The sequence below is a fragment of the Basfia succiniciproducens genome (assembly GCF_011455875.1).
Classification (GTDB): Bacteria; Pseudomonadota; Gammaproteobacteria; order Enterobacterales; family Pasteurellaceae; genus Basfia; species Basfia succiniciproducens.
Window position 1 is genome coordinate 1,418,376 of sequence record NZ_CP015031.1, and the last position, 26,660, is coordinate 1,445,035.

The following is a 26,660-nucleotide window of genomic DNA, read 5'->3' on the forward strand; positions in this document are numbered from 1 at the left end:
CTCGTGCTTTTTTATTTTTCTCGTGATAAGTGGCGGACTTTCGATTATAATTCGAAAACTTTTAATTATTATTTATAGGATTAGCACTAATGGTAATGGAAAAAATGCATAATGCCTCAAACAGCATATTTTCAAAAATTATTTTTGCGCTGATTTCAGTGGCGTTTGTAGTGAGCGGTATGGCCGGCTACATGGTCGCTACGGCCGATACATCAGCGGTAAAAATCAACGGTGAAGAAATCTCTCAACAGGCATTCCAACAACAATATAATGACGAATATCAACGATTAAGTCAGCAATTAGGCGCGCAATTTTCTGCCGTCGCGGATACGCCGGAGTTTTCTGAAGGATTAAGAAAATCAGTGTTAAACCGTCTTATCGACCAAGAGTTATTACGCCAATATGTAACGGATTTAAAATTAGCGGCAAGCGATACCTATGTAAAACAGGAAATCGTTACAACTCCGGCATTTCAGGCTGACGGTAAGTTTGATAACAATGCCTATCAGCAAATATTACGTGCAAATAATATGACGGCGGATATGTATGCCGAATATGTGCGTGAGGCGTTACGTTTAGATCAATTGCAATCAGGTTTAGCCGGTACGGTGCTGATGTTGCCGGCTCAGCAGGAAGAATTCGCGAAATTATTTTTCCAAAAACGGACTTTCCGTTTAGCAAAATTGCCTTTAACCGCTGAAATGGCGAAGCAGACGGTAACGGATCAGGAAGTCGCGGATTATTACAACGCCAATAAAAGTGCGTTTATGGTGCCTGAATTAGTTAAGGTGCAATATCTTGATATCACCCGTGCGGCTGCGGAAAAAGCGGTAAAAGTAACGGATGTTGAGATTCAGCAATATTATCAGGACAATAAAGCCCAATTTGTTTCTAAAGCGCAGGATCGTTTAGCCCATATCCAGTTTGCGAAAGAAACGGATGCGTTAGATGCGTATCAGGCTCTACAAAACGGGGCGGATTTTGCCGCTTTAGCGAAAGAAAAATCCTTAGATAAACCTTCTGCCGTTAACGGCGGTGAGCTGGGCTGGCTGAATGCCGGCGATTTGCCGAAAGCATTTGAAGAGGCGGCTGCGGCATTGCAAATCGGTCAATACAGTCAACCGGTTAAAGTAGATAATCAATATCACATTATTAAGCTTGAAGATCGCAAAGCGCCAAAAGCGCAAAGCTTAGAGGAAGTGAAAGATCTAATTGCAAGCCAGATTCGCCAGGATCTGTTAAATAATCAATTTTATTCTTTAGAAAAACAGGTTGCTGAAAAAGCCTTTGAGGATCAATCCTCTCTCGAAGCGGCGGCAAAAGTTGCCGGCGTTGAAATCAAAGAAACGGATTACTTTTCGCGTAAAGATATTCCGGCAGCGTTGAATTTCCCGTCAGTGGCGAGTGCGATATTTGACGGCGATATTTCTCAAGGTAATCAGAATTCCGAACCGATGAATGTGGCTGATCAACATTCGATTGTGGTTCGTGTGGTTGATCATAAAGCGGAAGGCACAAAATCCTTAGAAGAGGCAAAAGCGGAAATTACCGCCTATTTAAAACGCCAAAAAGCGGAAACCGTTATGCTTGAACAGGCTAATAAAACGGTGGAAGAATTAAATCAGGGAAAACAACCTGCGTTAAATTTTGCGGCTGCCGAAACCTGGGTTTATGCGGAAAATAAAGATCCGGCATTAAATAATGCGATTTTCTCTATGGCAAAACCGGAACAGGATAAAACAACTTACGCTGCGGCAAAAGCGGATAACGGCGATGTAGTTATTGTGGCGCTAACTGCGGTAGAAAACGGGGAAGTTTCTGCGGAACAGGGTGCGCAATTTACCGCACAGGTTATGCAGGCGGAACAAACGGACTTACAGGCTAATTTACTTAAATCTTTGCGTAATAAAGCAAAAATCGAAGTAAATGAAGAGTTTATGAAACAAAGCCAAGACTAAAAGTAAGTTTATTTTAAAGATAAAAGTCGCTGATTAAATTAATCAGCGGCTTTTTGTTTATATGTCAATGAGTAAGTATTTAGCACAAAATTTTCAAATTTCTAACCGCACTTTTATGTTTAAAAAATTGTGCAATGGCTTCTCTCAAGCTAGGGCCGGACAAGCTGCTTGCCGCGGTACTTGCACGGAAAACTTATAAACCCAGTGAATTTTATTCATGTTTAAATATTGCCGGTTTGTTCTATATCAAACACTTCGGCGACATCTGCGGAATTCTGCCGGATTCGCCAACGGATATTAAATTCATACAGCGTGATACCGTATTCCCGCTCGCTTGGCTTACCCGCTTGATAAGCCGGGCGCGGATCCTGTGCGATCACATCAGTGAGAAAGCGTCCAAAGTGCGATCGTTTTTGTTCGATTTTCTGGATGATATTTTGTATTGACGGAGTGAATTCAACCTTTAATTTAGCTTGCGGTTTTTCCTGGGCAAAGCTTGATTTTGCCTGCGGCTCGCTATCGACATAGGCAATATAGGGTTTAATATCGAAAATCGGCGTGCCGTCCACTAAATCTACCGACCCTAAATGCAGTAAAACCTTGCCGTTGCTAATTTCTATCTTACGTAATTCGACTTTGGATAAGCCTAACGGATTCGGGCGGTGGGTAGAGCGGGAGGCAAATACGCCGATACGCCGGTTGCCGCCAAGACGAGGCGGTCTGACGGTCGGTTGCCATTTACCCTGCGGAACTTTATCAAACTGAAAAATCAGCCATAAATGGCTGAATGCTTCTAATCCGCGCACGGCTTCGGGTTGGTTAAAGGGCGGTAATAATTCAACGGTGCCGACGCCGTCGGGAACGAGATTCGGCTGGCGCGGCACGGAAAATTTCTCTTTATAAGGCGTATTAATAATCGCAATTGGGTGGAGGCTGAGAGAAGTATCCGACATATTTTCCTTAAAATCCGTAATAAGTATTGATAGAATAGGCCTTTCATTATAACACCGCTTAAAAGTGCGGTCTCTTTTTTGCAAATATTATGACTCAAAGTGCTTTAAAAACCTGGTTTGAAACCGCCCGACCAAAAACTCTGCCGCTTGCCCTGGCTATTATTTTTACCGGTTCCGCCGTGGCTTACTGGTTCGGCAGTTTTGATTGGCAGATTACGCTATTATGCTTATTAACCGCTACCTTACTACAAATCCTTTCTAATTTTGCCAATGATTACGGCGATTTCCAAAAGGGTTCGGATACGGTCGAGCGTATCGGTCCGTTGCGAGGCATTCAAAAAGGCAATATGACGGAAGGGCAATTACGCAACGGATTAATTGTCACCATTATATTGATCTTAATTTCCGGTTTTGCGTTATTAGCAACCGCTTACCAATCATTACAGGATTTGATTGTGTTTATCGCATTAGGTATTGCCTCTATCGTGGCGGCGATTGCTTATACCGTCGGCAAAAAGCCTTACGGTTATCTCGGATTAGGCGATATTTTTGTGTTCTTATTCTTTGGTTTACTGGCCGTTGCCGGCACCTATTACCTGCAGGCTCACAGTATGAACTGGACGGTATTTTTACCTGCCGGCGCTTGCGGTTTTCTTTCGACCGCGGTATTAAATATCAATAATATGCGGGATATCGAGCAGGATAAAAAAGCGGGCAAACATACTTTGGTGGTGCGTTTAGGAGCGGAAAAAAGCCGAGTGTATCATTGCCTTTTATTAACTTCCGGTGTGCTTTGCTATGCGCTGTTTTCCGCGATAAATGTAGATTCCCGGTGGGGATTTCTTTTTATTCTGGCAGTGCCGTTGTTAGTGAAACATGCCGGTTTCGTTTATAAAACCAAAGAGCCGATTTTATTGCGCCCCATGCTTGCCCAAATGTCTTTATTGGCATTGTTGACTAACGTGCTTTTCAGCCTCGGTTTAGTGCTGGCAAAATAGCAACCGATAAGCGTATCGGAACCGGATTTTCGCTTTAAATGCGGATTTGAGTTATACCGGAAACAGGTTTATACTAGAAAAGTCCAATTTATATAAGGGTAATTTTATGCGTATCGATACTTCAGAACTCTGTGACGTTTATCTTGATCAAGTGGATGTTGTAGAGCCGATTTTTTCCAGCTTCGGCGGTGTAAACGAATTTTTCGGTAAAGTAACAACGATTAAATGTTTTGAAAATAACGGGCTGATTGCCGAAATTTTAGAAGAACAAGGTGAAGGTCGAGTACTTTTAGTAGATGGCGGCGGTGCCGTGCGCCGTGCGTTAATCGATGCCGAACTTGCTCAACTTGCGGCGGATAACGGCTGGGAAGGTATTATCGTATATGGTGCGGTGCGGCAATTAAGCCGATTAGAGAATATTAATATCGGTATTCACGCGCTTGCGCCGATTCCTGTCGGTGCGGATGAAGATACGCAGGGCGAAAGCGATATTCCGGTTAATTTCGGTGGTGTGACCTTTTTCCCGGAAGATTATGTGTATGCGGATTTAACCGGTATCATCCTTTCTCAAGAGCCGTTAGAACTTGAAGAACTCGGTGAAGAATAACAGATAATTATATTGAGTTTGCAAAAGTGCAGTAAAAAATCCGAAAATTTTTACCGCACTTTTTGTTTTTAAAATAAAGGTGTAATAGACAAAATAAATTTAAGCCAAAAAATGATCGCATAAAGCGATCATTTTTCTTTAGTTAATTGGATTACGAACGTTTCATAATTTCGAAGAATTCTTCGTTGGTTTTGGCCACCATTAATTTATCAATAAGGAATTCCATGGCTTCCACTTCACCCATCGGGTTAAGGATTTTGCGCAGAATCCACATTTTTTGTAATTCGTCAGGCGTGGTGAGCAAGTCTTCTTTACGGGTACCGGAACGGTTGAAGTCGATAGCCGGGAACACGCGTTTTTCCGCAATTTTGCGGGAAAGATGTAATTCCATATTACCCGTACCTTTGAATTCCTCGAAAATAACTTCATCCATTTTTGAACCCGTATCAACAAGAGCGGTGGCGATAATGGTTAAGCTGCCGCCTTCTTCCACGTTACGCGCCGCACCGAAGAAACGTTTCGGGCGATGTAAGGCGTTGGCGTCCACACCGCCGGACAAGATTTTACCGGAAGCCGGCGTGACCGTGTTGTAAGCGCGGGCAAGACGGGTAATTGAGTCTAATAAAATCACCACATCTTTTTTATGTTCTACGGAACGTTTTGCTTTTTCGATTACCATTTCCGCAACCTGAACGTGGCGGGACGCCGGTTCGTCAAAGGTTGAGGCAATAACTTCGCCTTTCACCGAACGCTGCATTTCGGTAACTTCTTCCGGACGCTCGTCGATAAGCAGTACGATTAATTCACATTCCGGATAGTTGTGGGTGATGCTTTGTGCAATATTTTGCAGCAACATGGTTTTACCCGCTTTCGGCGGCGCCACGATAAGACCGCGTTGGCCTTTACCGATTGGTGAAGCCAAATCGAGAATGCGCGCGGTCAAATCTTCCGTTGAGCCGTTGCCGCGTTCCATACGTAAACGGGAATTGGCATGTAAAGGCGTTAAGTTTTCGAAAAGAATTTTGCTGCGGGAAACTTCGGGTTTGTCATCGTTAACCTGGTCAACTTTTAACAGGGCAAAATAACGTTCGCCTTCTTTCGGCGGGCGGATTTTACCTTCGATTTTATCACCGGTTTGTAAGTTGAAACGGCGGATTTGACTAGGTGAGACGTAAATATCGTCCGGGCCCGCCAAGTAAGAGCTGTCGGCGGAACGAAGAAACCCGAAGCCGTCCGGTAAGATTTCAAGAATACCGCCGCCGAAAATATCTTCGCCGCTTTTGGCGTGCTGTTTAAGAATGGCAAAAACGATATCCTGTTTACGTAAACGGGCTAAATTTTCTAAGCCCATTTGACCTTCGCCAAGCGCGACTAATTCAGACACGGGCGTATTTTTTAATTCTGTTAAATGCATAATAATTTGTTGAGAGTCTTTTTGATTGGATTTAATGAAATTTTGACTTGTCTGCTTAATTGTCGGCAGTAATTTTGAATGGGCTAAAGTTACCATTAAATCGACGAGGTGTCTAGTTTTTGGTTAAAAAAATCTTATAAAAAGTGCGGTTAAAAATAATGGATTTTTTAATTTTGTTCTGTCAAACCGCCTGAAGAATACGGAATTGTTTAACTTGCCTTGCATATTTTTTGAGGATTTTCGCATATCATGCTATTCTTAGCGCCACAATAAACAAATAGATAAGCAGACCTTTTATTTATGTCTTTAGATCATTTAAGCCAACAACGTTTCGCCGATTTACCCCTTAATGCCAAAGTATTGGAAGCCTTAGAAAGTAACGGCTTCGAATATTGTACGCCGATTCAGGCGCTTTCGTTGCCTATTTCATTGGCGGGTAAAGACGTTGCCGGGCAGGCGCAAACCGGTACCGGCAAAACCATGGCGTTTTTAACCGCAACTTTCCACCATTTATTGGAACATCCCGTTAAAACGAATCATCCGCGGGCGTTGATTATGGCGCCGACCAGAGAACTTGCGGTACAAATCGCTCATGATGCGGAACGTATGGTGAAAACCACCGGTTTAAAAACCGCACTTGCCTATGGCGGTGACGGTTATGACAAACAGCTGAAAGCCATTGAAGCGGGTGCGGATATTATTATCGGCACTACCGGACGCATTATTGATTATGTGAAACAAAATATTATTGCTTTATCGCATATTCAGGTGGTGGTGCTGGATGAAGCGGATCGCATGTTCGATCTCGGTTTTATTAAAGATATTCGCTATTTAATGCGCAAATGCCCTTCACCTAAGCAGCGCCTTACTTTGCTGTTTTCCGCAACCCTTTCTTACAAAGTGCGGGAGCTGGCGTTTGAAGATATGAATGATCCCGAATATGTGGAGGTGGAACCGCTGCAAAAAACCGGTCACCGCATTAAAGAGGAATTATTTTATCCTTCCAATGAAGATAAAATGCCGTTGCTTATCACTTTATTAGAAGAAGAATGGCCGGAGCGTTGCATTATTTTTGCCAATACCAAACATCAATGCGAGAAAATCTGGGGTTATTTAGCCGCCGACGGTCATCGTGTGGGTTTGCTGACCGGTGATGTCGCGCAGAAAAAACGTTTATCTCTGCTGAAACAGTTTACCGACGGCGCTTTGGATATTTTAGTGGCGACGGATGTGGCGGCGCGCGGCTTACATATTCCGGATGTTACTCACGTATTTAATTATGATTTGCCGGACGACCGGGAAGATTACGTACACCGCATCGGGCGAACCGGTCGTGCGGGGGAAAGCGGCGTTTCCATTAGTTTCGCCTGCGAAGAATATGCGATGAATCTGCCTGCCATCGAAGAATATATCGGGCACCATATTGCTGTAAGTCAATATGATCCCGACTCGTTAATTCGCGATTTGGCAAAACCTTACCGTTTAAAACCGAGTCTGCCGGCAAGCAATCGCCATAATCGAAACGGGGCAAAGCCTTTCAAAAAACGTTTTTAAAATTCACTTAAAAAATACCGCACTTTTGTTCCGATTCACGGCAAAAGTGCGGTATTTTTTTCTGATTTTTCAGAAGCCAGATCTTGATCACGGACGTTGATTTTTCAATTCTTTATAATTAGCGTTTATTTATAAAAGATAAACAGGCCTAGCCCAAAATAAGGAGATTTAAATGAAAAATACAATTATTAAAGGGTTAACCGACTTAGTCGAACAAAAACGGGATAATTTAATTCGCCAGGTGGTGGTTCAACTTGAAGCGCAAGGCTATAAAGCGGTGTTGGAACAAGCTACCGTGCAACAATTTTGCCGGCAATTCGCCCTTTCACCGGTTGAGTTCGCGTTGCGATGTTTGCCTGTCGCCGCTTGTTATGCGTTAACGCCGATTTCTCAGTTTAATGTGGGAGCGATCGCAATCGGCCAATCCGGTTCGTTTTATTTTGGCGCAAATCAGGAATTTGTTGCAGCCTCTATGCAACAGACCGTACATGCGGAGCAAAGTGCGATTTCTCATGCCTGGCTGGCGGGAGAAAAAGCTATTGCTCACATGGTGGTGAATTACACGCCTTGCGGGCATTGCCGCCAGTTTATGAATGAATTGAACAGCGCCGAACGGCTTAAAATCCATTTGCCTCATAGCCAAAATAATTTGCTGCACAATTATTTGCCGGATGCATTCGGGCCGAAAGATCTGAATATTCAAAATGTGTTTTTTGACGGGCAATCTCATCCGTTTAACTATCAAGGGCATGACCCTTTGATTCGTGCGGCGGTAGAGGCTGCAAGTCAGTCTTACGCGCCTTACAGTCAAGCTTTCAGCGGCGTGGCGTTGCAGCTTGGCGAGCTAATTATTTGCGGACGCTATGCGGAAAATGCCGCTTTTAATCCGACTTTTCTGCCGTTGCAATCGGCGCTGAATTATCAGCGTTTGCAAGGGCTGATTGATGTAAAAGTCCGTCGTGTCGTAATGGCGGAGGCAAAAGCGGATTTAACCAGCCTACCGATGACGCAAAGCCTCGCCGGCGCTCATTTAGGGCTTGATATCGAATATATTTCGCTATAAGTCCAATAAAAGTACATTGAATTTTTATCTATAATCCTCGAAAGGATTATTTTTGACATTACGGTGTCAACTGCTTCAAAGAAAAATAATTCGTTATGCGGGTTTTGAATGATTTTTTGTATAATTTTCGCTCTTTTATTCAGATTCCGGTTATCTCGTGTTAGAATTGCCCGTTTTAAGATAATAGGATGATATAAGCAGAATGAATTTAGTCGATTTTCTTGTAGATAAACTGGATGCTTTAAAAGCAACAGAGATTGAATGTATAGACGTGCGAGGCAAGTCTTCCGTCACCGATAATATGATTATTTGTACCGGTTCTTCCAGCCGTCATGTTGCCTCCGTGGCGCAGAAGCTAATTGATGAAAGCAAACAGGCGGGCTTTGAAAGCTTTGGCGAAGAAGGTAAAGCGGTCGCCGATTGGATCGTGGTGGATTTCGGTCAGGCAATTGTACATATTATGCAAGGTGACGCTCGTCAAATGTATCAATTGGAAAAACTTTGGGCGTAAAATTCCTCTGAGATTCTTCACAATTCGTATAACGGAAAATTGCATTTTTTTGACCGCACTTTTCAATCCGATATCATAAGGGTTACAGCATAAATGAAAATTCAGTTAATTGCAGTGGGAACAAAAATGCCCGATTGGGTGAAAGTGGGGTTTGAGGAATATCAACGCCGTTTTCCCAAAGATATGCCTTTTGAATTAATTGAAATTCCTGCTGGCAAACGGGGAAAAAATGCGGATATCAAACGGATTCTGGAGCAGGAAGGCAAAGCCATGCTTAGCGCTTGCGGGCGGGGAAAGGTGGTGACCCTGGATATTCCCGGTAAACCTTGGACCACGGATCAATTAGCCCGGCAACTTGAATCCTGGAAAAATGACGGTCGGGATATTTGTTTGCTAATCGGTGGGCCGGAAGGTTTGTCGCCGGAATGTAAAGCGGCGGCGGAACAAAGCTGGTCGCTTTCACCGCTTACTTTGCCTCATCCGCTGGTGCGGGTGGTTGTGGCGGAAAGCCTTTATCGAGCCTGGTCATTAACGACGAATCACCCTTATCACCGGGAATAATTAATATTGAGCGAATAGCGTTCACTCATTTTTGAAGAATATGAATTTGTTAACAAAACTTTTTGCAACACCTCGACATGATCCGATTCGCGATAATAAGGCGGAGCGGAATCTGTTTGCCCGTCGAGCATTAGTGGCCTTTATCGGTACGCTTTTGCTGACGGTAGTTTTATTCACAAATTTATATAATCTGCAGGTAACGGAATACGATAAATATCAAACCCGTTCTAACGGCAACCGTATTAAATTGCTGCCGGTACCGCCTACCCGCGGGTTGATTTATGATCGTTACGGTAAATTATTAGCGGAAAATCTGACCTTTTTCGGGCTATATATAGTACCGGAAAAAGTGGAAAATTTAGACCGCACTTTTGACGAACTCAGAGATGTGGTGGGGTTAACGGATAGCGATATCGAACAGTTTAAGAAAGAACGCCGTCGTTCTTCTCGCTATACGCCGATTATGCTGAAATCCGATTTAACGGAAGAACAAATCGCCCGTTTTGCGGTGAATCAATATAATTATCCGAGTCTGGATATTCGTCCGTACTTTAAACGCCATTATCTTTATGGTGAGCCTTTAACCCATATTTTAGGTTATGTGGCGCGAATTAATGATAAAGATGTAGAACGGCTGAAAAAAGAAGAAAAAGACGCTAATTATGCCGGTACAACGGATATCGGTAAGCTCGGTATTGAACGTTTTTACGAAGATCAGTTGCACGGCACGGCAGGTTATGAACAGGTAGAAATCAATAACCGCGGTAAGGTTATCCGCAAGTTGAGCGAGCAGCCTCCGGTTGCGGGGAAGAGTATTTATTTAACTATTGATTTAGAATTACAGCGCTTTATTACCGATTTACTTGCCGGCCAGAAAGGGGCCGTTGTGGTAATGGATCCGCGGGACAGCAGCATATTAGCCATGGTTTCCAGTCCGAGTTATGATAACAATTTATTTGTAGGCGGTATTTCAGGTTCGGCTTATAAGCGTTTGTTGGAGGATCCGACGCGGCCTTTATACAGCCGGGCGACTCAAGGGGCTTATCCGCCGGCTTCTACCGTGAAACCGTTTATTGCCGTTGCCGCATTAACGGAAGGTATTATTACGCCGAATATGACTATTTTCGACCCCGGTTACTGGATATTGCCAAACAGTACAAAACGTTTCCGGGACTGGAAAAAAACAGGGCATGGTTCATTAAATTTATATAAATCCATTACCGAGTCTGCGGATACTTATTTTTATCAGGTCGCCTATAAAATGGGGATTGATAAGATGTCGGAATGGATGACTCGTTTCGGTTTCGGCGTACCGACCGGTGTTGATATTCAGGAAGAGACTTCCGGTATTATGCCGACCAGAGAATGGAAGCAAAAACGTTATAAAAAACCTTGGGTAATAGGCGATACGATTCCCGTCGGTATCGGGCAGGGCTACTGGACGGCAACACCGTTGCAGTTGGCTAAAGCGACCAGCGTGTTGGTTAATGACGGTAAAGTAAACACGCCGCATTTAATGAAAGAAACTGTGGGTTCGGAGAAAGAGCCTTATAAGGATCCTTTGTTGTATGAGGATATTTCGGAACCGACTAAAGCCGCCTGGAATGAGGCAAAACGCGGAATGTACGGTGTTGTCAACGCACCGAACGGAACAGGGCGTAAGGCGTTTACCGGTGCCGCTTATCGGGTGGCGGGAAAATCCGGCACGGCACAGGTGTTTAGTTTGAAAGAAAATCAACGATATGATGCAAGCCAGTTAAAACGGGAATTACATGATCACGCCTGGTTTACCGCATACGCTCCTTATGAAAACCCGCATATCGTGGTTTCCATTATTTTAGAAAATGCCGGCGGCGGTTCGGGCAATGCAGCACCGGTAGTGCGTCAAATTATGGATTATTATTTATTGCATCGTTTGCCGCAAGTTGCCAAATTAGAAGGGATTACTGATGAGCAGAGCGTAAACTCCGCAGCAGAACAGTCGAAAGCGGCTGAAAATAATAGTGAGGAGGCTGCAACATCAGGCGATATGCCTATTGAAGAACCTATTTCATTACCGCACGAAGGGGCGACAGAATGACCGAGAAAAAATCTATCTTCTCAAATATTTGGACCAGGTTGCACCTTGATTTTCTGTTGCTGGTCGGATTATTGGTTGTCTCGGGCTACGGTTTAATTGTGTTATACAGCGCTTCCGGTGGCAGTGAGACAATGTTCCGTAGCCGGATTATCCAGGTTGTATTGGGATTTGCGGTGATGATTGTAATGGCTCAATTCCCACCTCGCTTTTATCAACGTATTGCGCCTTATTTATTTTTTGTCGGACTTATTATGCTGATTTTGGTGGATTTAATCGGTACCACCAGTAAAGGTGCTCAACGTTGGCTTGATTTGGGTTTATTCCGTTTTCAGCCGTCAGAGATCGTTAAACTATCGGTGCCATTGATGGTAGCGGTTTATTTAGGAAATAAAAAATTACCGCCTAAGCTTTCCGAAACCGTTATTGCACTGGCAATTATTGTAGTGCCGACCTTGTTAGTAGCAATTCAACCGGATTTGGGGACATCTATTTTGGTAAGCGCCTCCGGGCTTTTCGTTGTATTTTTAGCAGGTATGAGCTGGTGGCTTATTTTGGCGGCAGTAGTCGGTTTAGCTGCATTTATACCGATTATGTGGTTGTATTTAATGCATGATTATCAAAGAACGCGAGTGCTAACATTATTGGATCCGGAAAAAGACCCGCTCGGTGCCGGTTATCATATTCTTCAGTCTAAAATTGCTATCGGTTCGGGCGGATTATGGGGTAAAGGCTGGATGTTAGGCACGCAGTCTCAGCTGGACTTCTTACCCGAACCTCATACCGACTTTATTTTTGCCGTATTAAGTGAAGAACAGGGTATGTTTGGAATTACGCTATTGATGTTAATTTATTTCTTTATTATTATTCGGGGTCTAATTATCGGTGTTAATGCGGAAACTGCGTTCGGACGTATTCTAACCGGCGCATTAACATTAATTTTCTTTGTTTACATATTTGTAAATATTGGGATGGTAAGTGGAATTTTACCGGTAGTAGGTGTACCATTACCGCTTATCAGTTATGGTGGAACGTCATTTGTTTCATTAATGGCGGGATTTGGCGTAATAATGTCAATCCATACGCATAAACGTACTCTTTATCACAAAGGGAACTAATTAAAGTTTTCACGGTCAGATTAGTCTGATATCTGTGGAAATTTAGGACACTAACCTAGAGTATCTATTATGAAACTAAAATTCTTATTAACTGTATTATTAGCAGTGATGACAACCGCTTGTTCGGCAAGTTCGAATACTGCGCAGGTAAATAATACAAAAAAACATTATGGTATTGCAGGGCCGAAATTAGAACATAAGGGTGCTGCAAAATCATCAAATACTTATGTTGTAAACGGTAGAAAATATACTACGCAAACTTCTCGTAATGCAAAAAATTACAGTAAAGAAGGGAAAGCAAGTTATTATCACAACAAGTTTCACGGGCGTCGCACGGCGAGCGGTGAGAAATACAGCAACCAGCAATATACCGCAGCACATAAAACCCTGCCTTTAGGTTCTTATGCATTAGTGACTAATTTGCGTAATAACAAAAAAGTGATTGTGCGTATTAATGATCGCGGACCGTTTTCCAAAACACGCATTATGGATTTATCACATGCCGCTGCAAACGAGCTCGGTTTAATTAGAGCAGGTGTTGGAAATGTGCGAGTGGAAGCGTTACATGTTGATCGCAGCGGTCAGATCTCCGGTGCTGGCGCATCAACATTAGTGAAAAATGCGAGAACCGATGAAGCCCGCGATAGAATCAAATAAATGACAAATGTTTGATTTATTTTATTACACAAAGTGACGACATGTTAAATGACGTCACTTTGTCTGCTTATTTAGCCTGAGAATTAAGGATTGAAAGCAGGCAAAACCGACTTATTATTTTTATTTATCCGAAGGATTTATCGATGTTAAAGAACGCACTTAAAAAAACAAGCTTGGCAATATTTGCCGGTTTATTAGCTCTACCATTAACGGTGTCCGCCGAAGACGTTAATTTCGGTATAGTTCCTCCTCAAGTGAATGCACAAACCTATGTTGTTATGGACTATAACTCCGGCGCTGTGCTTGCTTCCTTAAATCCTGATCAACGTCAGTATCCGGCCTCATTAACTAAAATGATGACAAGCTATGTAATTGGCGATGCGTTAAAACAAGGTAAAATTCATAATACCGATACCATTACTGTCGGCGAAAGTTCATGGGGTAAGAATTTCCCCGATTCATCTAAAATGTTCCTGAACCTGAATCAACAGGTTACGGTTGAGCAATTAAACCGCGGTATTATTATTGTATCCGGCAATGATGCCTGTGTTGCCATGGCCGAACACGTATCCGGTACAACGGATAATTTTATTAACAGCATGAATAAATATGCCGAACAATTCGGATTGAAAAACACGCATTTCACGACGGTACACGGTTTAGATGATGCAAACCAATATTCGTCGGCACGAGATATGGCGATTATCGGCGCACATATTATCCGTGATTTGCCGGAAGAGTATAAAATTTATGCGGAAAAAGACTTTACTTTCAATAAAATCAAACAGCCGAACCGCAACGGTCTATTATGGGATAAAACCATCAATGTTGACGGAATGAAAACAGGTCATACAAGCCAGGCAGGTTATAACTTAGTCGCCTCGGCAACGAACGCGGATAATATGCGTTTGATTACGGTGGTGATGGGTGTGCCGACTTATAAAGGCCGTGAAGTGGAAAGTAAAAAACTACTGCAATGGGCGTTCAACAGTTTTGATACCTTCAAAACTTTAGAAGCGGGTAAAGCGGTTACAAACCAGGATATTTATTACGGCAATCAGGGCAAAGTACAGATCGGCGTGTTGCAGGATCGCTTTATTACCGTGCCTAAGGGCCGTAATGCCGATTTAAAAGCCCGTTTCGAATTAGATAAGAAATATTTAGAAGCGCCTTTAGCAAAAGGTCAGGTCGTGGGTAAAGTGATTTACCAATTAGACGGTAAAGATGTGGCAAAAGTCGATTTACAGGCAATGCAAGACGTTGAAGAAGGCGGAATTTTTGGTAAAGCCTGGGATTGGTTAGTATTAACGATTAAGAGTTTATTCTAGGTAATAGGCGACGTTATTTAATTTGTTAAGCGTTAATTAAAAACCGCATTTCGCTTCATGGCAAAGTGCGGTTCGTTTTTTCAAAATTTTGACTGATTATTCACCATTGAAATTTTGTATTTCGGCTTTATATTGTGACAACACGTAAGAATAGAATTTAATAATTTAAAGGATAAAGAGATGAGCGAAACAAAAACAGTAAATTTATCAGAACTACCGCAACAAAAATTAAAAGATTTATTAGAATTTCCATGCAGTTTTACCTTTAAAGTTGTAGGCGCCGCACGCCCGGATTTAATTGATGATGTGGTGATGCTGGTACAGCAGCACGCAAAAGGCGATTATAATCCGCGTAATGCCGTGAGCAGCAAGGGAACATACCACTCGGTTTCTATTGATATTATTGCGGAAGAAATCGAACAAATAGAAAGACTGTATGAAGAATTGGCTAAAATTGAAGGCGTGAGAATGGTTCTTTAATAATAGCCGAATGTTTTTTGAGAGCCTCCGTTGAGGCTCTTCTTTTATAGTTTTGCATTTTGTATATAGTTTGGTTTTAGCAACGTATTTAGAATTTTATATGGAACAAAAATTAATTATCCGTCAACTCGGTATACGGGATTACCAAAAAACCTGGCATGAAATGCAGGAATTCACCGACAATCGCACTGATAAAAGTGCCGATGAGATTTGGTTGGTTCAGCATCCCTCCGTTTTTACGCAAGGGCAAGCGGGCAAAGCCGAGCATTTACTCCGTAGCACGGCGATTCCCGTTGTGCAGTCGGATCGCGGCGGGCAAATTACCTATCACGGAATCGGTCAGCAGATTATGTATGTGTTGATCGATATTAAGCGGCTTAAAACACAGGGGCGGGATATTAGTGTCCGCCAACTGGTGAGTGCGCTGGAACAATCCGTTATCAACACGTTGGCGGATTACGGCATTGAAAGTTATGCAAAAGCGGATGCGCCGGGCGTTTATATTGACGGCAAAAAAATCTGTTCGCTGGGGTTGCGTATTCGCCGCGGTTGTTCTTTCCACGGGCTGGCGTTTAATATTAATATGGATCTCGAACCTTTTCACAGTATTAATCCTTGCGGCTATGCGGGGTTGGAAATGGTTCAGCTGGCGGATTTTGTTTCACCTCAGGAGGCGGATTGCGACAAAGTTTCGCCAAAATTAGTTGAACACTTTGTAACAATTTTAGGCTATAATAAGCAACAAATTTTTAACATTAAGGAATAACCTAGTGAGTACCGCATTTAAAATGGAACGAGGGGTAAAATACCGCGATGCAGCGAAAACCTCGATCATTCAAGTTAAAAATATTGATCCCGACCAGGAGTTACTGCAAAAACCTTCCTGGATGAAGATAAAACTTCCCGCCAATTCGGCTAAAATCCAAAGTATTAAAAACGGTATGCGTCGTCACGGGTTAAATTCCGTTTGTGAAGAAGCTTCATGCCCTAATTTGCACGAATGTTTTAATCATGGCACGGCGACATTTATGATCCTCGGGGCAATTTGTACGCGCCGTTGCCCGTTCTGTGACGTTGCGCACGGTAAACCGTTGCCGCCGGATCCTGAAGAACCGAAAAAATTAGCGGAAACTATTCAGGATATGAAATTGAAATATGTGGTGATTACTTCCGTTGATCGCGACGACTTGCCTGATCGCGGTGCGGGGCATTTTGCCGAATGTATCAAGGAAATCCGCAAAATTAACCCGAATACCAAAATTGAAATTTTGGTGCCTGATTTCCGCGGACGTATTGAACAGGCGTTGGATAAATTAAAAGACAATCCGCCGGATGTGTTTAATCATAATCTGGAAAATGTACCTCGTTTGTATCGCGATATTCGTCCGGGTGCGGATTATCAATGGTCGCTGAAATTATTACGTGAATTTAAAGCATTATTTCCGCATATTCCAACCAAATCAGGCTTAATGGTAGGATTGGGCGAGACAAACGAAGAAATTTTAAACGTGATGCAAGACCTGAGAAACAACGGGGTAACCATGCTGACCTTAGGGCAATATTTGCAGCCAAGCCGTTTCCATTTACCGGTCGCCCGTTATGTGCCGCCTGAAGAATTTGACGAATTCCGCACCAAAGCGGAAGTCATGGGCTTTGAACACGCAGCCTGCGGTCCGTTTGTGCGTTCTTCTTACCATGCGGATTTACAAGCCAGCGGCGGATTGGTGAAGTAATAAACAGATCTTAAGCAAAAAGTGCGGTAAAAAATTCGAAAATTTTTACCGCACTTTTTTATCGTTATTTTTTATTACAAAGAGTAAGCCCGATAACAATCAGCAAAGAGCTAATCAAATGATAGCCGTGCAACTGTTCACCCAACACTAAAATGCCAAGTGCCGCCGCAAAAAGCGGGGTAGCGTTGGTGAACGCGGCGCCTTTTGTCCCGCCTACAATAGTCATACCGTAATTCCAGAACCCGTAAGAGAGAATTGAAGGACCGATTATGAGATAGAGAATAATCATCCATTGGCCATAAGTCAGCTCACTGATAATCTGTAGATTTTCGGTATTCAATTGAGAAAGAAACACCGGTGTGAAAATTATCATAGCAATGCCGACTTGTGCGGTCAGCATAACGGAATTGCCGATTTCTTTAGGTCTCAACCGGATAATGCTGCAATAAACCGACCAACTGACGGCTGATCCGATAGCCCATAAATCTCCTTGATTTACGTTAAACGTCAGCAGTCGGCTAAGATCTCCGTGACTTAGTAGCCACAATACGCCGATAAAGCTAATTAACGCCCCGATAAAAACGGGAAAGCGAATAGTATCTTTAAAACAAATCCGGTTTAAAAACATCACCACAATCGGTACCACGGCAAGATAAATACTGGCGTTTAGCGCAGTGGTGGTTTGCAAACCCTGATATAAAAATACGGGGAAAATCAACACGCCTAGTAATGCAAGTGCGGTTAAAATTTGCCAATTTTTGCGAATAATATGCCGTTGCTGAGGAAGATATTTAGCAAACAGCAGCAGTAAAATAATTGCGGCGGGCAGCCAGCGTAAATAATTTAAAATAATCGGCGGAATTACATGGCTCAGGATTCGGCCGAACATATAGTTACCGCCCCAAAAGAAGGTGGCAAGAATAAGGCAGAAATAACCATAACCTTTGCTTTGGGTAAAATGCGGCATTAACACTGACCTCGTTCGATAATAATACCCACATTACGGGCTTCGGCAACCGCTTTAGGTTTGCTTAATTTCAGCTTAATCCATTTTATGCCGAATTCTTTTTGCAATTGTTCGGCAACTTCATTCGCCACCCGTTCAATTAATAAAAAAGGCTTCGATTGAATATATTGAATAATAAATTGACTGACTTCCGCATAATTTAAGCAATAACTCACATTGTCGGTTTCTGCCGCTTTGCTGCTATCCCATGCCATCTCAATATCAAAGATAAGACGCTGTTTGATTTGTTGCTCCCAATCATAAACGCCGATTTGGGCAAAAACGGTTAATTCTTCAATAAAAATGCGATCGATCATAAGGTTTCCTATTATTGCTGAAATATAATTGGCTATATGCTATCAATTTTAGGTAGAATAAACGAACTATTTATCGCATTTCACTCATGTTATGAGCGAAAGGTTATCTTTAAGGTGAGTCCGATGAGCTTTTTTGCCATTTTATACATGCTGGCGACCTATTTTTTAGGATCAATTTCAAGCGCAATTTTAATTTGTCGGCTTGTAGGATTGCCGGATCCTCGGCAAAGCGGATCCGGTAACCCGGGTGCGACTAATGTGTTACGTATTGGCGGGCGCTGGGCTGCATTAGCCGTGCTGATTTTTGATATTTTAAAAGGTATGATTCCCGTTTGGTGTGGTTATTACCTCGGTTTAACTCCTTTTGAGCTGGGTATGGTGGCATTAAGTGCTTGTCTTGGACATATTTTTCCGATTTATTTTAAATTCCGCGGCGGGAAAGGTGTTGCAACGGCATTCGGCGCTATTGCTCCGATTAGCTGGGGAATTGCCGGCGCAATGTTAGGTACTTGGGGAATTATTTTTTTACTCAGCGGTTATTCTTCTTTGAGCGCCGTTATCGCCGCACTGGTAACACCGTTTTATGTGTGGTGGATTCGTCCCGAATTTACTTTTCCTGTAGCATTAGTTTGTTGTTTGTTGGTTTATCGCCATCATGAAAATATCCAGCGTTTATGGCGCGGGCAGGAAGATAAAGTTTGGGCTAAATTCAAAAAGAAAGAAGATTCGCAAGGCGAATAAAGCTTCCCCCTCCGCCTTGCAGGCACCTCCCCCAACTACGTGGGGGAGGGAACGCTGTGGAATGCCGTTGGCGCTGTCGAAATACGAAAAATTTCGCTCCCCCACGAAGCTGGGGGAGCTGTCACGCAGTGACTGAGGGGGGAAAAATCCGATTATTCAAATCGCATTACGTTAACCGAATGAAATAGATCAGTTAAACCCGCGCTTCCCCCTCCGCCTTGCAGGCACCTCCCCCAACTGCGTGGGGGAGGGAATGGGCTGAATGATATTAGCGCTGTCGAAATACGAAAAATTTCGCTCCCCCACGAAGCTGGGGGAGCTGTCACGCAGTGACTGAGGGGGAAAAATCCGATTATTCAAACCAAATCACCGTCGCCATGCGACCGGTATTGATATCTCGACGGAAAGAAAAAAACTTATCCTGTTCCTCATAAGTGCAATGTTCCCCGCCGCTAATATTGGTTACGCCCATATTATGCAGACGTTGGCTGGCAATTTGATAAAGATTGCCTAAAAACTTGCCTTCCGTATTGGGATCTGCAATAAAGGCTTGTTTTGCTTTATTATCCTGCGCAACAAATTGTTTCATTACATCCTCACCCACTTGAAAAGCATTGGGGCCGATAGCGGGTCCGAACCAGGCAATAATTTCATCACGGGGGCATTGAAAGCATTTGATCGTTTCTTCCAATATACCGTCGCATAACCCGCGCCAGCCGGCGTGCGCGGCGGCGACTTCAGTCCCCGCTTTGTTGGTAAATAGTACGGGCAGGCAATCCGCCGTCATGACTACGCAAACCTGATTCGGTTGGGCGGTATAAACCGCATCCGCATCAAGATCTGTTCCTTCGAAAGGAAGCGTGATGACACGGATGCTATGGGTTTGAGTTAAGAAAACGGGCAACTGCGGTAGGTTGAAATTTTCCACTAGCAGATTTCGATTAATTTTGACTGCGTTCGGATCGTCACCTACGTGATTGCCCAAATTAAAACTTGTATACGGTTCTTGGCTCACGCCGCCTTGACGATAAGTAGTGAATCCATGGATATTACCGGGCGCAATCCAGTCGGCTTGCAATGCATCCATCATTTTATCCTTCAACATTTAGTAGTCTAATTCATCTTTATGTAATTGATAATCCGCTTTCAACGCATTGACCAGTTCGACAAAATCTTCCGGTAAAGGCGCATGCCATTCCATCAGTTCGCCTGTAATCGGGTGTTCTAAACGTAACATGATTGCATGTAGCGCCTGGCGTTGGAAATTACGCAATACGCTCATAAATTCTTCGCTGGCATTTTTGGGCGGACGAGGGCGCCCGCCGTAAGTTTGATCTCCTAATAACGGATGGGCGATATGGGCCATATGTACTCTGATTTGATGGGTACGACCGGTTTCCAGACGCAAACGTAAGCGGGTGTAATTGCGGAAATGTTCCATTATCCGATAATGAGTTACCGCAGGTTTACCCATAGGATGAACCGCCATAAGGGTGCGCTTGGTGGGGTGGCGGGACATCGGCTCGTCAACGGTACCGCCTTTTGTCATAATGCCGAAAGCAATGGCTTCGTATTCACGGGTAATTTTGCGTTTTTGTAGTGCGCGAACCAATTGTGTTTGTGCGGGAATAGTTTTTGCCACGACCATTAATCCCGTGGTGTCTTTATCCAGACGATGTACGATCCCTGCCCGCGGCACTTCGGTAATTTGCGGATAATGATAAAGCAATGCATTCAGTACCGTACCGTTAGGATTGCCGGCACCGGGATGAACTACAAAATCTTTCGGTTTGTTAATAACTAAAATATCATCGTCTTCATAAACAATATTTAAAGGAATATTTTGAGGCTCAAAGCGGTTTTCATCTTCAATTTCAACGGTAATTTCAACTTGTTCGCCGCCATATACTTTCTCGCGGGGGATATTGGCGACTTTTCCGTTTAACAAAACGAGCTCGTCTTCTATCCAGGTTTTTAAACGGGAGCGGGAATAATCCGGGAACAATTCGGCTAAAGTTTGGTCTAAACGCTGTCCCATTTGATGAGGCTGAACTTCAGCCGACATAGTAATTTGTGCCATAAATATCAAAATTCCATTAATTGAAGTTTGCTTATTTTATAATGTTCTATACAATATCTTAATTATTTCGGGAGCATTGTAACTCACAACACTAAATTTTTATACATAAAAAAGGATTATAGCTTATATGCGTAAATTTAAATCATTGACTCTTATTGCTTTAAGCGTGTTGGTTATCGCAAGTTGTTCGAGTTCGGAAAAACCTGTTGAACAGGCATCGGAGCAAGAATTATTCTCAACAGGAGCTAATTATTTACAAGAGGGTAATTACACTCAGGCTACGCGTTATTTAGAAGCTGTAGATTCACGCTTTCCCGGTAGCTCTTACAGTGAACAGGCTGAATTAAATCTCATCTTTTCTACTTATAAATCTCAAGATTACACAAAAACGCTCACAACTGCGGATCGTTTTTTACAACAATTCCCGCAAAGCCAACATTTAGATTATGTGCTTTATATGGCGGCGTTGACGAATTCCGCTTTAGGCGATAATTTATTCCAGGATTTCTTTGGCGTAGATCGTTCTACCCGGGAAACCACTTCAATGAAAACCGCTTTCAGCAATTTCCAGACCTTAGTGCAAAATTTCCCGAACAGCCCTTATACGCCGGACGCTTTGGCTCGTATGGCTTACATTAAAGACCGCTTAGCCCGTCATGAATTGGAAATTGCCAAATTTTATGCTAAACGCAGTGCTTGGGTTGCGACATCTAACCGTATTACCGGCATGTTGAGAAGCTATCCGGATACGCAAGCTACTTTGGAAGCTCTACCGCTATTACAGGAATCCTATGAAAAAATGGGGTTAACACAATTGGCGAGTCAGGCGGCAACTTTGGTTAAAGCAAATGAAGGCCGTGTAATAAAAGAAGCGGAAAAACCGAAAGAGCCGTTCTTGAGCCTGCCTTCTTGGTTATCATTCGGATCTTCCGATTCCTCCGATAAAGAAAAGGTTGCGACAAAATCCGACGATTCTTTTTTTAGCTGGCCGTCATGGTTGTCATTCGGTTCGAAAGATTAAGGATAAAACCGAATTATTAGATTTTCCGGTATTTTAATAAAACATTCTAAATGCCTGTTTAGCTGATTTAAAGCCGAGTTATTTGTGAGATAACTCGGCTTTTTATATGTTTCAAGTTTGTGAAATTTTTGCGCAAAAAATGGCCTGTAATTTTGTGTAAAAGAGAATTTTAGTCTTATTCAATGCTTTGGTAAATGATTCTAACTTTTTGAAAAATAACTAATTTAAGTTAACTATAAAGAGGTATTATCATGTGGTGAAAATTTTTTATCAGACGGAATGTTAAAAAAATATTGATCAAAAGCAATAATTTGTTATTTAACCATGAAAAATGTATGCGCATTTGCTATTTTTAGCCTTGAGGAACTCTCTTTTTATTAAGTATCACCTTGTTTTTGATGATAAAAATTCTCATTTTTATTGGCAGGGTAGAATTAATAAAAACTTTAAAATTAAATCTAAGATTCTTAACCTTGGTTAAACCTTGAATGGAGTAATTATCGTGAACATACTCAGAAAAACGCTATCTTCTTTAGCGATTGCAGGCTTAGGTTTTGCAATGGCGAATTCGGCGGCAGCTGAAGAAAAAGCTATGGCAACACACCAACAAGCGCAGCAATTACAGCAACCCGCGCCTGAAACAGCAGCAAAACGCGCACCGACTAAAGAAGAATTAACACCAGTTAATCCTAATCTTAAAATTGAAGCGGCAAACGAAAAATTTGCTGCGGATTTCCCAAGACAGTATAACTCCTGGGCGAAAACAGCGGAGCAGACAGAATTCCATAAAGAGGTAGAAGACGATCCTCGTATGATCGTTATGTGGGGCGGTTATGCATTCGCAAAAGAATTTAACTCTCCTCGCGGTCACATTTATGCAGTAACTGATGTACGTAATATTTTACGTACAGGTTCGCCAAAAGATGCTAACGGCGGTCCGCAACCAATGGCTTGCTGGACCTGTAAAGGTCCGGATGTTCCTCGTTTAATTGCCGAATGGGGCGAAGAAGGTTACTTCTCCGGCAAATGGGCAAAAGGCGGCGCTGAAGTTGTAAACAGCATCGGTTGTGCCGACTGTCACGATACTCAATCTCAAGATTTTAAAGACGGTAAACCTGCATTACGCGTTGCCCGTCCGCATGTTTTACGTGCGTTGGATACGGTTGGTAAAACCTTTGCCACTTCCGATCGTACGGATCAACGCGCCGGGGTTTGTGCTAACTGCCACGTTGAATATTATTTCGATAAAAGCACCGGTGCAAACAACGTAGTTTTCCCATGGTATAAAGGTCGCGACGTAGATAGTATCGAAAAATACTACGATGAAATCGGTTTTAAAGACTGGGAACATTCAATTTCTAAAGCGCCAATGTTAAAAGCGCAACACCCTGATTTTGAAACCTGGTCAATGGGTACGCACGGTAAAAACGGCGTAACCTGTGTTGATTGCCACATGGCTAAAACACAAGATAAAGACGGTAAAGTTTATACGGATCACCAAGTTGTGGGTAATCCTGTAAAAGATAACTTCCAAAATACCTGTGCTCGTTGCCATGATCAAAGCCAGGATACTTTAATTAAAACTGTTGAACAGCACAAAGCGGACGTTCGCGAAGTGATGCTTAAACTTGAAGATCAACTTGTTAAGTCTCATTTCGAAGCGAAAACCGCTTGGGATAACGGTGCAACTCAAGAAGAAATGAAAGATGCGCTGCAAGCAATTCGTCACGCTCAATGGCGTTGGGATTTTGCGGCGGCGAGCCACGGTATGCATATGCACGCACCTGATGTAGCATTAAAAATCATTGCCAGCGGTTTAGATCGCGTGGCAGATGCCCGTGCTAAATTAGCCGTTATTCTTTCGAAACACGGCGTTCAACAACCAATCCAATACCCGGATATTTCAACTGCTGAAAAAGCATGGAAAGTAATGGGAATCGATATTGAGAAAGAACGCAAAGAAAAAGAAGAGTTCATTAAAACAGTGATTCCTGAATGGAATAAAGAAGCGATTAGCAAAGGGTTAATTTTAACCGCTCCGCCGACAACACCTGCAAAATAATGACAAAAGCGACCGCACTTTGAGTTTTCCTGAAAAGAACAAAGTCGAAGTGCGGTAACTTAAATCAAAGGATTAAGGTAAATAAGATGAACTCTGTATTGAAAAAATTTGCAAAACTCTCAGCATTGTTCGGAGTGATGCTATTTGCGACAACAGTTCAGGCCGAACAGGCTAAAGTTGACGCGAAGCAAGAGTCTCCGGTGGCTGCTTTTGACCAAACGTTGGACAACGTACGCGATCCTAATAAGTATTGTGCACAATGTCATAACCTTGACACCTCAAAAGACCAGGCTGTGGGTACAAACCATGCGGGTAAATTCCATGGTACTCATTTAACTAAAAACAACCCGGCAACAGGTAAACCTATTACCTGTGTAAGTTGTCACGGTAATATTAGTGAAGATCACCGCAAAGGCGCCAAAGATGTTATGCGTTTTGAAAGTGATATTTTCAGTACTGAACAACCGATGTATTCAGTACAGGAACAAAATCAAGTTTGTTTCTCTTGTCATAAACCGGATGATTTGCGTAAAAAACTTTGGGCTCATGATGTTCACGCAATGAAAGCGCCTTGTGCAAGTTGCCACACATTACATCCCGCTAAAGATGCAATGAAGGATATCGAACCTAAAGAACGTGTGAAAATCTGCGTTGACTGTCATAGCGAACAACGTTTACGTAAAGAAGCCGCAGATGCAGCGCAATCTGCAACCGAACAAAAGGATAAACAATGACAGCTTGCTCACGCCGAAACTTTGTTTCCGGAATGGGTGCGTTAATCCTCACAACGGGAACATCAGTTAAATTATCGGCACAAGGTGAAAAGCCTAACGAAACGGCGCCAAAACGCTATGCAATGGTACATGACGAAACTTCATGTATCGGTTGTACGGCCTGTATGGATGCCTGCCGTGAGACTAACCAAGTGCCAGAAGGTGTTTCTCGTTTGGAAATTCTCCGTAGCGAGCCTCATGGCGAATTTCCGAACCAGGAATATGAATTTTTCCGTCAATCTTGTCAACATTGCACTAACGCGCCTTGTGTGGCGGTATGTCCGACAGGTGCTTCGTTCATTGACCCTGAAACGGGTATTGTTGATGTAAACAAAGATCTTTGCGTAGGTTGCCAATATTGTATCGCCGTATGTCCTTATCGCGTACGTTTTATTCATCCGGTGCATAAAACTGCCGATAAATGTAATTTCTGCCGCGATACCAATCTTGCAGCAGGCAAACAACCGGCTTGTGTTGAAGCTTGCCCGACTAAAGCATTAACCTTTGGTGATATGAATGATCCAAATAGCGCGGTCGCACGTAAAGTAAGAGAAAATCCGGTGTATCGTACCAAATTAACATTAGGTACCGAGCCGAATCTTTACCATATCCCATTTGCAAAAGGAGAGCATAGATAATGAGTACATTAACCTATCCTGTGCCTTTTCATACGCCTGATCTTGTATGGGATTCCTCTATTGCGATTTACCTGTTTTTGCTGGGTATTTCTTCCGGTGCGGTACAGTTAGCGATCGCTTATCGCCGCTCCCACAAGTTGGAAAAACCAAGTGAAAACTGGATTGTTCGTAGTGCCGCGGTATTGGGAACGATACCGACCCTAATCGGTTTGACTTTATTGATTTTCCATTTGGCACGACCTTGGACGTTCTGGAAATTGATGTTTAATTATCAATTTAATTCCGTGATGTCGATGGGGGTTATGCTTTTCCAAGTCTATATGCTGTTTATGGTAATTTGGATTGCGGTACTCTTTAAAGCCGAAATCGATAACCTAATTAAGAAATTTGTGCCGAAGTTACGGTTCGTAACCAATATTATCGGCGCTTGTGAACGCATTTTTAGTGCCGCCGAAGTAATTCTGTTTATTTTAGCCGCAGTATTAGGCGCTTATACCGGTTTCTTGTTATCGGCATTAATCAGTTACCCAATGTTGAATAACCCGGTATTGCCGGCATTATTCCTCGCATCGGGAACCTCATCCGGCATTGCCGCCACATTCCTGTGTATTTTAATCGCAGGTAAACTTAAAGGCGACAGCCATGAAGTGCATTATATCCATAAATTCGAAGTGCCGATTATGGTAACCGAATTGGGTTTAATCGTCTGCTTCTTCGTAGGCTTGTACTTTGGCGGCGGTCAAAAGGTCGTTGCCTTGCAGAATGCCCTTTCCGGCTTCTGGGGCGCGGTGTTCTGGATTGGCGTTATGTTGATTGGTATTATGATTCCGCTAATCGCAAACTTATTTGCCAGCGATAAATGGAAATATAATGCGAAATTTATCATTTTAGTGTCAATTTTTGACTTAATCGGTGTGCTTTGCCTGCGTTACTTTATTTTATACGCCGGCCAACTAACCATCGCAATGTAAGTTTACTTTCTGTAGAATAAAGGCGTATTTCGGTACGCC

Annotated in this window: 26 protein-coding genes; 20 read left to right on the forward strand and 6 right to left on the reverse strand. The window is 42.9% G+C overall.

The features are described from left to right. Positions 1-89 precede the first annotated feature (89 nt). Positions 90-1,958: a peptidylprolyl isomerase gene (ppiD, locus tag A4G13_RS06405; protein ID WP_090656261.1), complete on the forward strand. Its 1,869-nt coding sequence runs from the start codon at positions 90-92 to the stop codon at positions 1,956-1,958. A gap of 221 nt (positions 1,959-2,179) precedes the next feature. On the opposite strand, the gene tsaA is transcribed toward ppiD, so the two are convergent. Further along, on the reverse strand, positions 2,180-2,911 hold the full coding sequence (gene tsaA / locus A4G13_RS06410) for a tRNA (N6-threonylcarbamoyladenosine(37)-N6)-methyltransferase TrmO (protein WP_090656263.1): 732 nt from the start codon (positions 2,909-2,911) through the stop codon (positions 2,180-2,182). An 89-nt stretch (positions 2,912-3,000) separates the two neighbouring features. On the opposite strand from tsaA, the gene A4G13_RS06415 reads away from it, so the two are divergent. Beyond that, positions 3,001-3,909: a 1,4-dihydroxy-2-naphthoate polyprenyltransferase gene (locus tag A4G13_RS06415; RefSeq protein ID WP_090656266.1), complete on the forward strand. Its 909-nt coding sequence runs from the start codon at positions 3,001-3,003 to the stop codon at positions 3,907-3,909. 106 nt (positions 3,910-4,015) lie between these two features. Next, positions 4,016-4,516 (forward strand): ribonuclease E activity regulator RraA, encoded by a 501-nt coding sequence (rraA, locus tag A4G13_RS06420; RefSeq protein WP_041639983.1) that lies wholly within the window; start codon positions 4,016-4,018, stop codon positions 4,514-4,516. A gap of 151 nt (positions 4,517-4,667) precedes the next feature. Here the strand turns inward: rraA and rho are convergent, their stop codons facing one another. Continuing rightward, complete coding sequence (rho, locus tag A4G13_RS06425) at positions 4,668-5,930, reverse strand: transcription termination factor Rho (RefSeq protein ID WP_041640233.1); 1,263 nt, start codon at positions 5,928-5,930, stop codon at positions 4,668-4,670. 300 nt (positions 5,931-6,230) lie between these two features. On the opposite strand from rho, the gene rhlB reads away from it, so the two are divergent. The 11 genes from rhlB (at position 6,231) to lipA (ending at position 17,012) form a co-directional block, all read left to right on the forward strand. After that, complete coding sequence (gene rhlB / locus A4G13_RS06430) at positions 6,231-7,484, forward strand: ATP-dependent RNA helicase RhlB (RefSeq protein ID WP_090656269.1); 1,254 nt, start codon at positions 6,231-6,233, stop codon at positions 7,482-7,484. A gap of 172 nt (positions 7,485-7,656) precedes the next feature. Beyond that, positions 7,657-8,547, forward strand: a complete 891-nt coding sequence (gene cdd, locus A4G13_RS06435) for a cytidine deaminase (RefSeq protein ID WP_090656272.1) — start codon at positions 7,657-7,659, stop codon at positions 8,545-8,547. Between the two features lie 202 nt (positions 8,548-8,749). Next, positions 8,750-9,058, forward strand: a complete 309-nt coding sequence (gene rsfS, locus A4G13_RS06440) for a ribosome silencing factor (RefSeq protein WP_011200997.1) — start codon at positions 8,750-8,752, stop codon at positions 9,056-9,058. 93 nt (positions 9,059-9,151) lie between these two features. Then, complete coding sequence (gene rlmH / locus A4G13_RS06445) at positions 9,152-9,619, forward strand: 23S rRNA (pseudouridine(1915)-N(3))-methyltransferase RlmH (RefSeq protein WP_090656275.1); 468 nt, start codon at positions 9,152-9,154, stop codon at positions 9,617-9,619. Between the two features lie 40 nt (positions 9,620-9,659). Beyond that, a complete protein-coding gene (gene mrdA / locus A4G13_RS06450; protein WP_090656279.1) occupies positions 9,660-11,699 on the forward strand; it encodes a penicillin-binding protein 2 in 2,040 nt (679 codons plus the stop codon). Beyond that, on the forward strand, positions 11,696-12,814 hold the full coding sequence (rodA, locus tag A4G13_RS06455) for a rod shape-determining protein RodA (protein ID WP_011200994.1): 1,119 nt from the start codon (positions 11,696-11,698) through the stop codon (positions 12,812-12,814). The genes mrdA and rodA overlap by 4 nt, the downstream gene beginning before the upstream one ends. Before the next feature lie 69 nt (positions 12,815-12,883). After that, positions 12,884-13,471 carry a septal ring lytic transglycosylase RlpA family protein gene (locus tag A4G13_RS06460; RefSeq protein WP_011200993.1) on the forward strand — a complete coding sequence of 196 codons (588 nt, stop codon included), beginning with the start codon at positions 12,884-12,886 and terminating at the stop codon, positions 13,469-13,471. Positions 13,472-13,614: 143 nt separating this feature from the next. Then, positions 13,615-14,799: a serine hydrolase gene (locus A4G13_RS06465; RefSeq protein WP_011200992.1), complete on the forward strand. Its 1,185-nt coding sequence runs from the start codon at positions 13,615-13,617 to the stop codon at positions 14,797-14,799. 180 nt (positions 14,800-14,979) lie between these two features. Continuing rightward, positions 14,980-15,279 (forward strand): DUF493 family protein YbeD, encoded by a 300-nt coding sequence (gene ybeD / locus A4G13_RS06470; RefSeq protein ID WP_011200991.1) that lies wholly within the window; start codon positions 14,980-14,982, stop codon positions 15,277-15,279. 100 nt (positions 15,280-15,379) lie between these two features. Further along, positions 15,380-16,045, forward strand: a complete 666-nt coding sequence (lipB, locus tag A4G13_RS06475; protein ID WP_090656283.1) for a lipoyl(octanoyl) transferase LipB — start codon at positions 15,380-15,382, stop codon at positions 16,043-16,045. A 4-nt stretch (positions 16,046-16,049) separates the two neighbouring features. Next, complete coding sequence (lipA, locus tag A4G13_RS06480; protein ID WP_090656285.1) at positions 16,050-17,012, forward strand: lipoyl synthase; 963 nt, start codon at positions 16,050-16,052, stop codon at positions 17,010-17,012. Positions 17,013-17,076: 64 nt separating this feature from the next. Here the strand turns inward: lipA and A4G13_RS06485 are convergent, their stop codons facing one another. Further along, on the reverse strand, positions 17,077-17,979 hold the full coding sequence (locus A4G13_RS06485) for a DMT family transporter (protein ID WP_090656288.1): 903 nt from the start codon (positions 17,977-17,979) through the stop codon (positions 17,077-17,079). Continuing rightward, positions 17,979-18,335 (reverse strand): dihydroneopterin aldolase, encoded by a 357-nt coding sequence (gene folB / locus A4G13_RS06490; protein ID WP_090656291.1) that lies wholly within the window; start codon positions 18,333-18,335, stop codon positions 17,979-17,981. Before folB ends, A4G13_RS06485 begins: the two co-directional genes overlap by 1 nt. 123 nt (positions 18,336-18,458) lie before the next feature. Between folB and plsY the strand changes: the two genes are divergently transcribed. Continuing rightward, on the forward strand, positions 18,459-19,076 hold the full coding sequence (plsY, locus tag A4G13_RS06495) for a glycerol-3-phosphate 1-O-acyltransferase PlsY (protein WP_011200986.1): 618 nt from the start codon (positions 18,459-18,461) through the stop codon (positions 19,074-19,076). A 352-nt stretch (positions 19,077-19,428) separates the two neighbouring features. Here the strand turns inward: plsY and pgeF are convergent, their stop codons facing one another. Beyond that, a complete protein-coding gene (gene pgeF / locus A4G13_RS06500; protein WP_041639975.1) occupies positions 19,429-20,163 on the reverse strand; it encodes a peptidoglycan editing factor PgeF in 735 nt (244 codons plus the stop codon). An 18-nt stretch (positions 20,164-20,181) separates the two neighbouring features. Continuing rightward, a complete protein-coding gene (gene rluD, locus A4G13_RS06505; RefSeq protein WP_090656294.1) occupies positions 20,182-21,156 on the reverse strand; it encodes a 23S rRNA pseudouridine(1911/1915/1917) synthase RluD in 975 nt (324 codons plus the stop codon). Positions 21,157-21,283: 127 nt separating this feature from the next. Here rluD and A4G13_RS06510 point away from each other — a divergent pair, with 127 nt between their 5' ends. From A4G13_RS06510 to nrfD, 5 genes are all read left to right on the forward strand, one after another. Beyond that, on the forward strand, positions 21,284-22,177 hold the full coding sequence (locus A4G13_RS06510) for an outer membrane protein assembly factor BamD (RefSeq protein WP_090656297.1): 894 nt from the start codon (positions 21,284-21,286) through the stop codon (positions 22,175-22,177). A 502-nt stretch (positions 22,178-22,679) separates the two neighbouring features. Next, the gene (nrfA, locus tag A4G13_RS06515; protein ID WP_165898024.1) at positions 22,680-24,239 is read left to right on the forward strand and encodes an ammonia-forming nitrite reductase cytochrome c552 subunit; all 1,560 of its coding nucleotides are present in this window, start codon (positions 22,680-22,682) and stop codon (positions 24,237-24,239) included. Positions 24,240-24,325: 86 nt separating this feature from the next. Beyond that, complete coding sequence (gene nrfB / locus A4G13_RS06520) at positions 24,326-24,973, forward strand: cytochrome c nitrite reductase pentaheme subunit (RefSeq protein WP_011200981.1); 648 nt, start codon at positions 24,326-24,328, stop codon at positions 24,971-24,973. Beyond that, complete coding sequence (gene nrfC, locus A4G13_RS06525) at positions 24,970-25,650, forward strand: cytochrome c nitrite reductase Fe-S protein (protein WP_011200980.1); 681 nt, start codon at positions 24,970-24,972, stop codon at positions 25,648-25,650. Before nrfB ends, nrfC begins: the two co-directional genes overlap by 4 nt. Next, complete coding sequence (nrfD, locus tag A4G13_RS06530; protein ID WP_011200979.1) at positions 25,650-26,621, forward strand: cytochrome c nitrite reductase subunit NrfD; 972 nt, start codon at positions 25,650-25,652, stop codon at positions 26,619-26,621. The genes nrfC and nrfD overlap by 1 nt, the downstream gene beginning before the upstream one ends. Positions 26,622-26,660: the final 39 nt, after the last annotated feature.

Coding starts and splice junctions, on each gene's coding strand:
- ppiD (WP_090656261.1), top strand. CDS start 90: ATGGTAATGGAAAAAATGCATAATGCCTCAAACAGCATATTTTCAAAA.
- tsaA (WP_090656263.1), bottom strand. CDS start 2,911: ATGTCGGATACTTCTCTCAGCCTCCACCCAATTGCGATTATTAATACG.
- A4G13_RS06415 (WP_090656266.1), top strand. CDS start 3,001: ATGACTCAAAGTGCTTTAAAAACCTGGTTTGAAACCGCCCGACCAAAA.
- rraA (WP_041639983.1), top strand. CDS start 4,016: ATGCGTATCGATACTTCAGAACTCTGTGACGTTTATCTTGATCAAGTG.
- rho (WP_041640233.1), bottom strand. CDS start 5,930: ATGCATTTAACAGAATTAAAAAATACGCCCGTGTCTGAATTAGTCGCG.
- rhlB (WP_090656269.1), top strand. CDS start 6,231: ATGTCTTTAGATCATTTAAGCCAACAACGTTTCGCCGATTTACCCCTT.
- cdd (WP_090656272.1), top strand. CDS start 7,657: ATGAAAAATACAATTATTAAAGGGTTAACCGACTTAGTCGAACAAAAA.
- rsfS (WP_011200997.1), top strand. CDS start 8,750: ATGAATTTAGTCGATTTTCTTGTAGATAAACTGGATGCTTTAAAAGCA.
- rlmH (WP_090656275.1), top strand. CDS start 9,152: ATGAAAATTCAGTTAATTGCAGTGGGAACAAAAATGCCCGATTGGGTG.
- mrdA (WP_090656279.1), top strand. CDS start 9,660: ATGAATTTGTTAACAAAACTTTTTGCAACACCTCGACATGATCCGATT.
- rodA (WP_011200994.1), top strand. CDS start 11,696: ATGACCGAGAAAAAATCTATCTTCTCAAATATTTGGACCAGGTTGCAC.
- A4G13_RS06460 (WP_011200993.1), top strand. CDS start 12,884: ATGAAACTAAAATTCTTATTAACTGTATTATTAGCAGTGATGACAACC.
- A4G13_RS06465 (WP_011200992.1), top strand. CDS start 13,615: ATGTTAAAGAACGCACTTAAAAAAACAAGCTTGGCAATATTTGCCGGT.
- ybeD (WP_011200991.1), top strand. CDS start 14,980: ATGAGCGAAACAAAAACAGTAAATTTATCAGAACTACCGCAACAAAAA.
- lipB (WP_090656283.1), top strand. CDS start 15,380: ATGGAACAAAAATTAATTATCCGTCAACTCGGTATACGGGATTACCAA.
- A4G13_RS06485 (WP_090656288.1), bottom strand. CDS start 17,979: ATGCCGCATTTTACCCAAAGCAAAGGTTATGGTTATTTCTGCCTTATT.
- folB (WP_090656291.1), bottom strand. CDS start 18,335: ATGATCGATCGCATTTTTATTGAAGAATTAACCGTTTTTGCCCAAATC.
- plsY (WP_011200986.1), top strand. CDS start 18,459: ATGAGCTTTTTTGCCATTTTATACATGCTGGCGACCTATTTTTTAGGA.
- pgeF (WP_041639975.1), bottom strand. CDS start 20,163: ATGGATGCATTGCAAGCCGACTGGATTGCGCCCGGTAATATCCATGGA.
- rluD (WP_090656294.1), bottom strand. CDS start 21,156: ATGGCACAAATTACTATGTCGGCTGAAGTTCAGCCTCATCAAATGGGA.
- A4G13_RS06510 (WP_090656297.1), top strand. CDS start 21,284: ATGCGTAAATTTAAATCATTGACTCTTATTGCTTTAAGCGTGTTGGTT.
- nrfB (WP_011200981.1), top strand. CDS start 24,326: ATGAACTCTGTATTGAAAAAATTTGCAAAACTCTCAGCATTGTTCGGA.
- nrfC (WP_011200980.1), top strand. CDS start 24,970: ATGACAGCTTGCTCACGCCGAAACTTTGTTTCCGGAATGGGTGCGTTA.
- nrfD (WP_011200979.1), top strand. CDS start 25,650: ATGAGTACATTAACCTATCCTGTGCCTTTTCATACGCCTGATCTTGTA.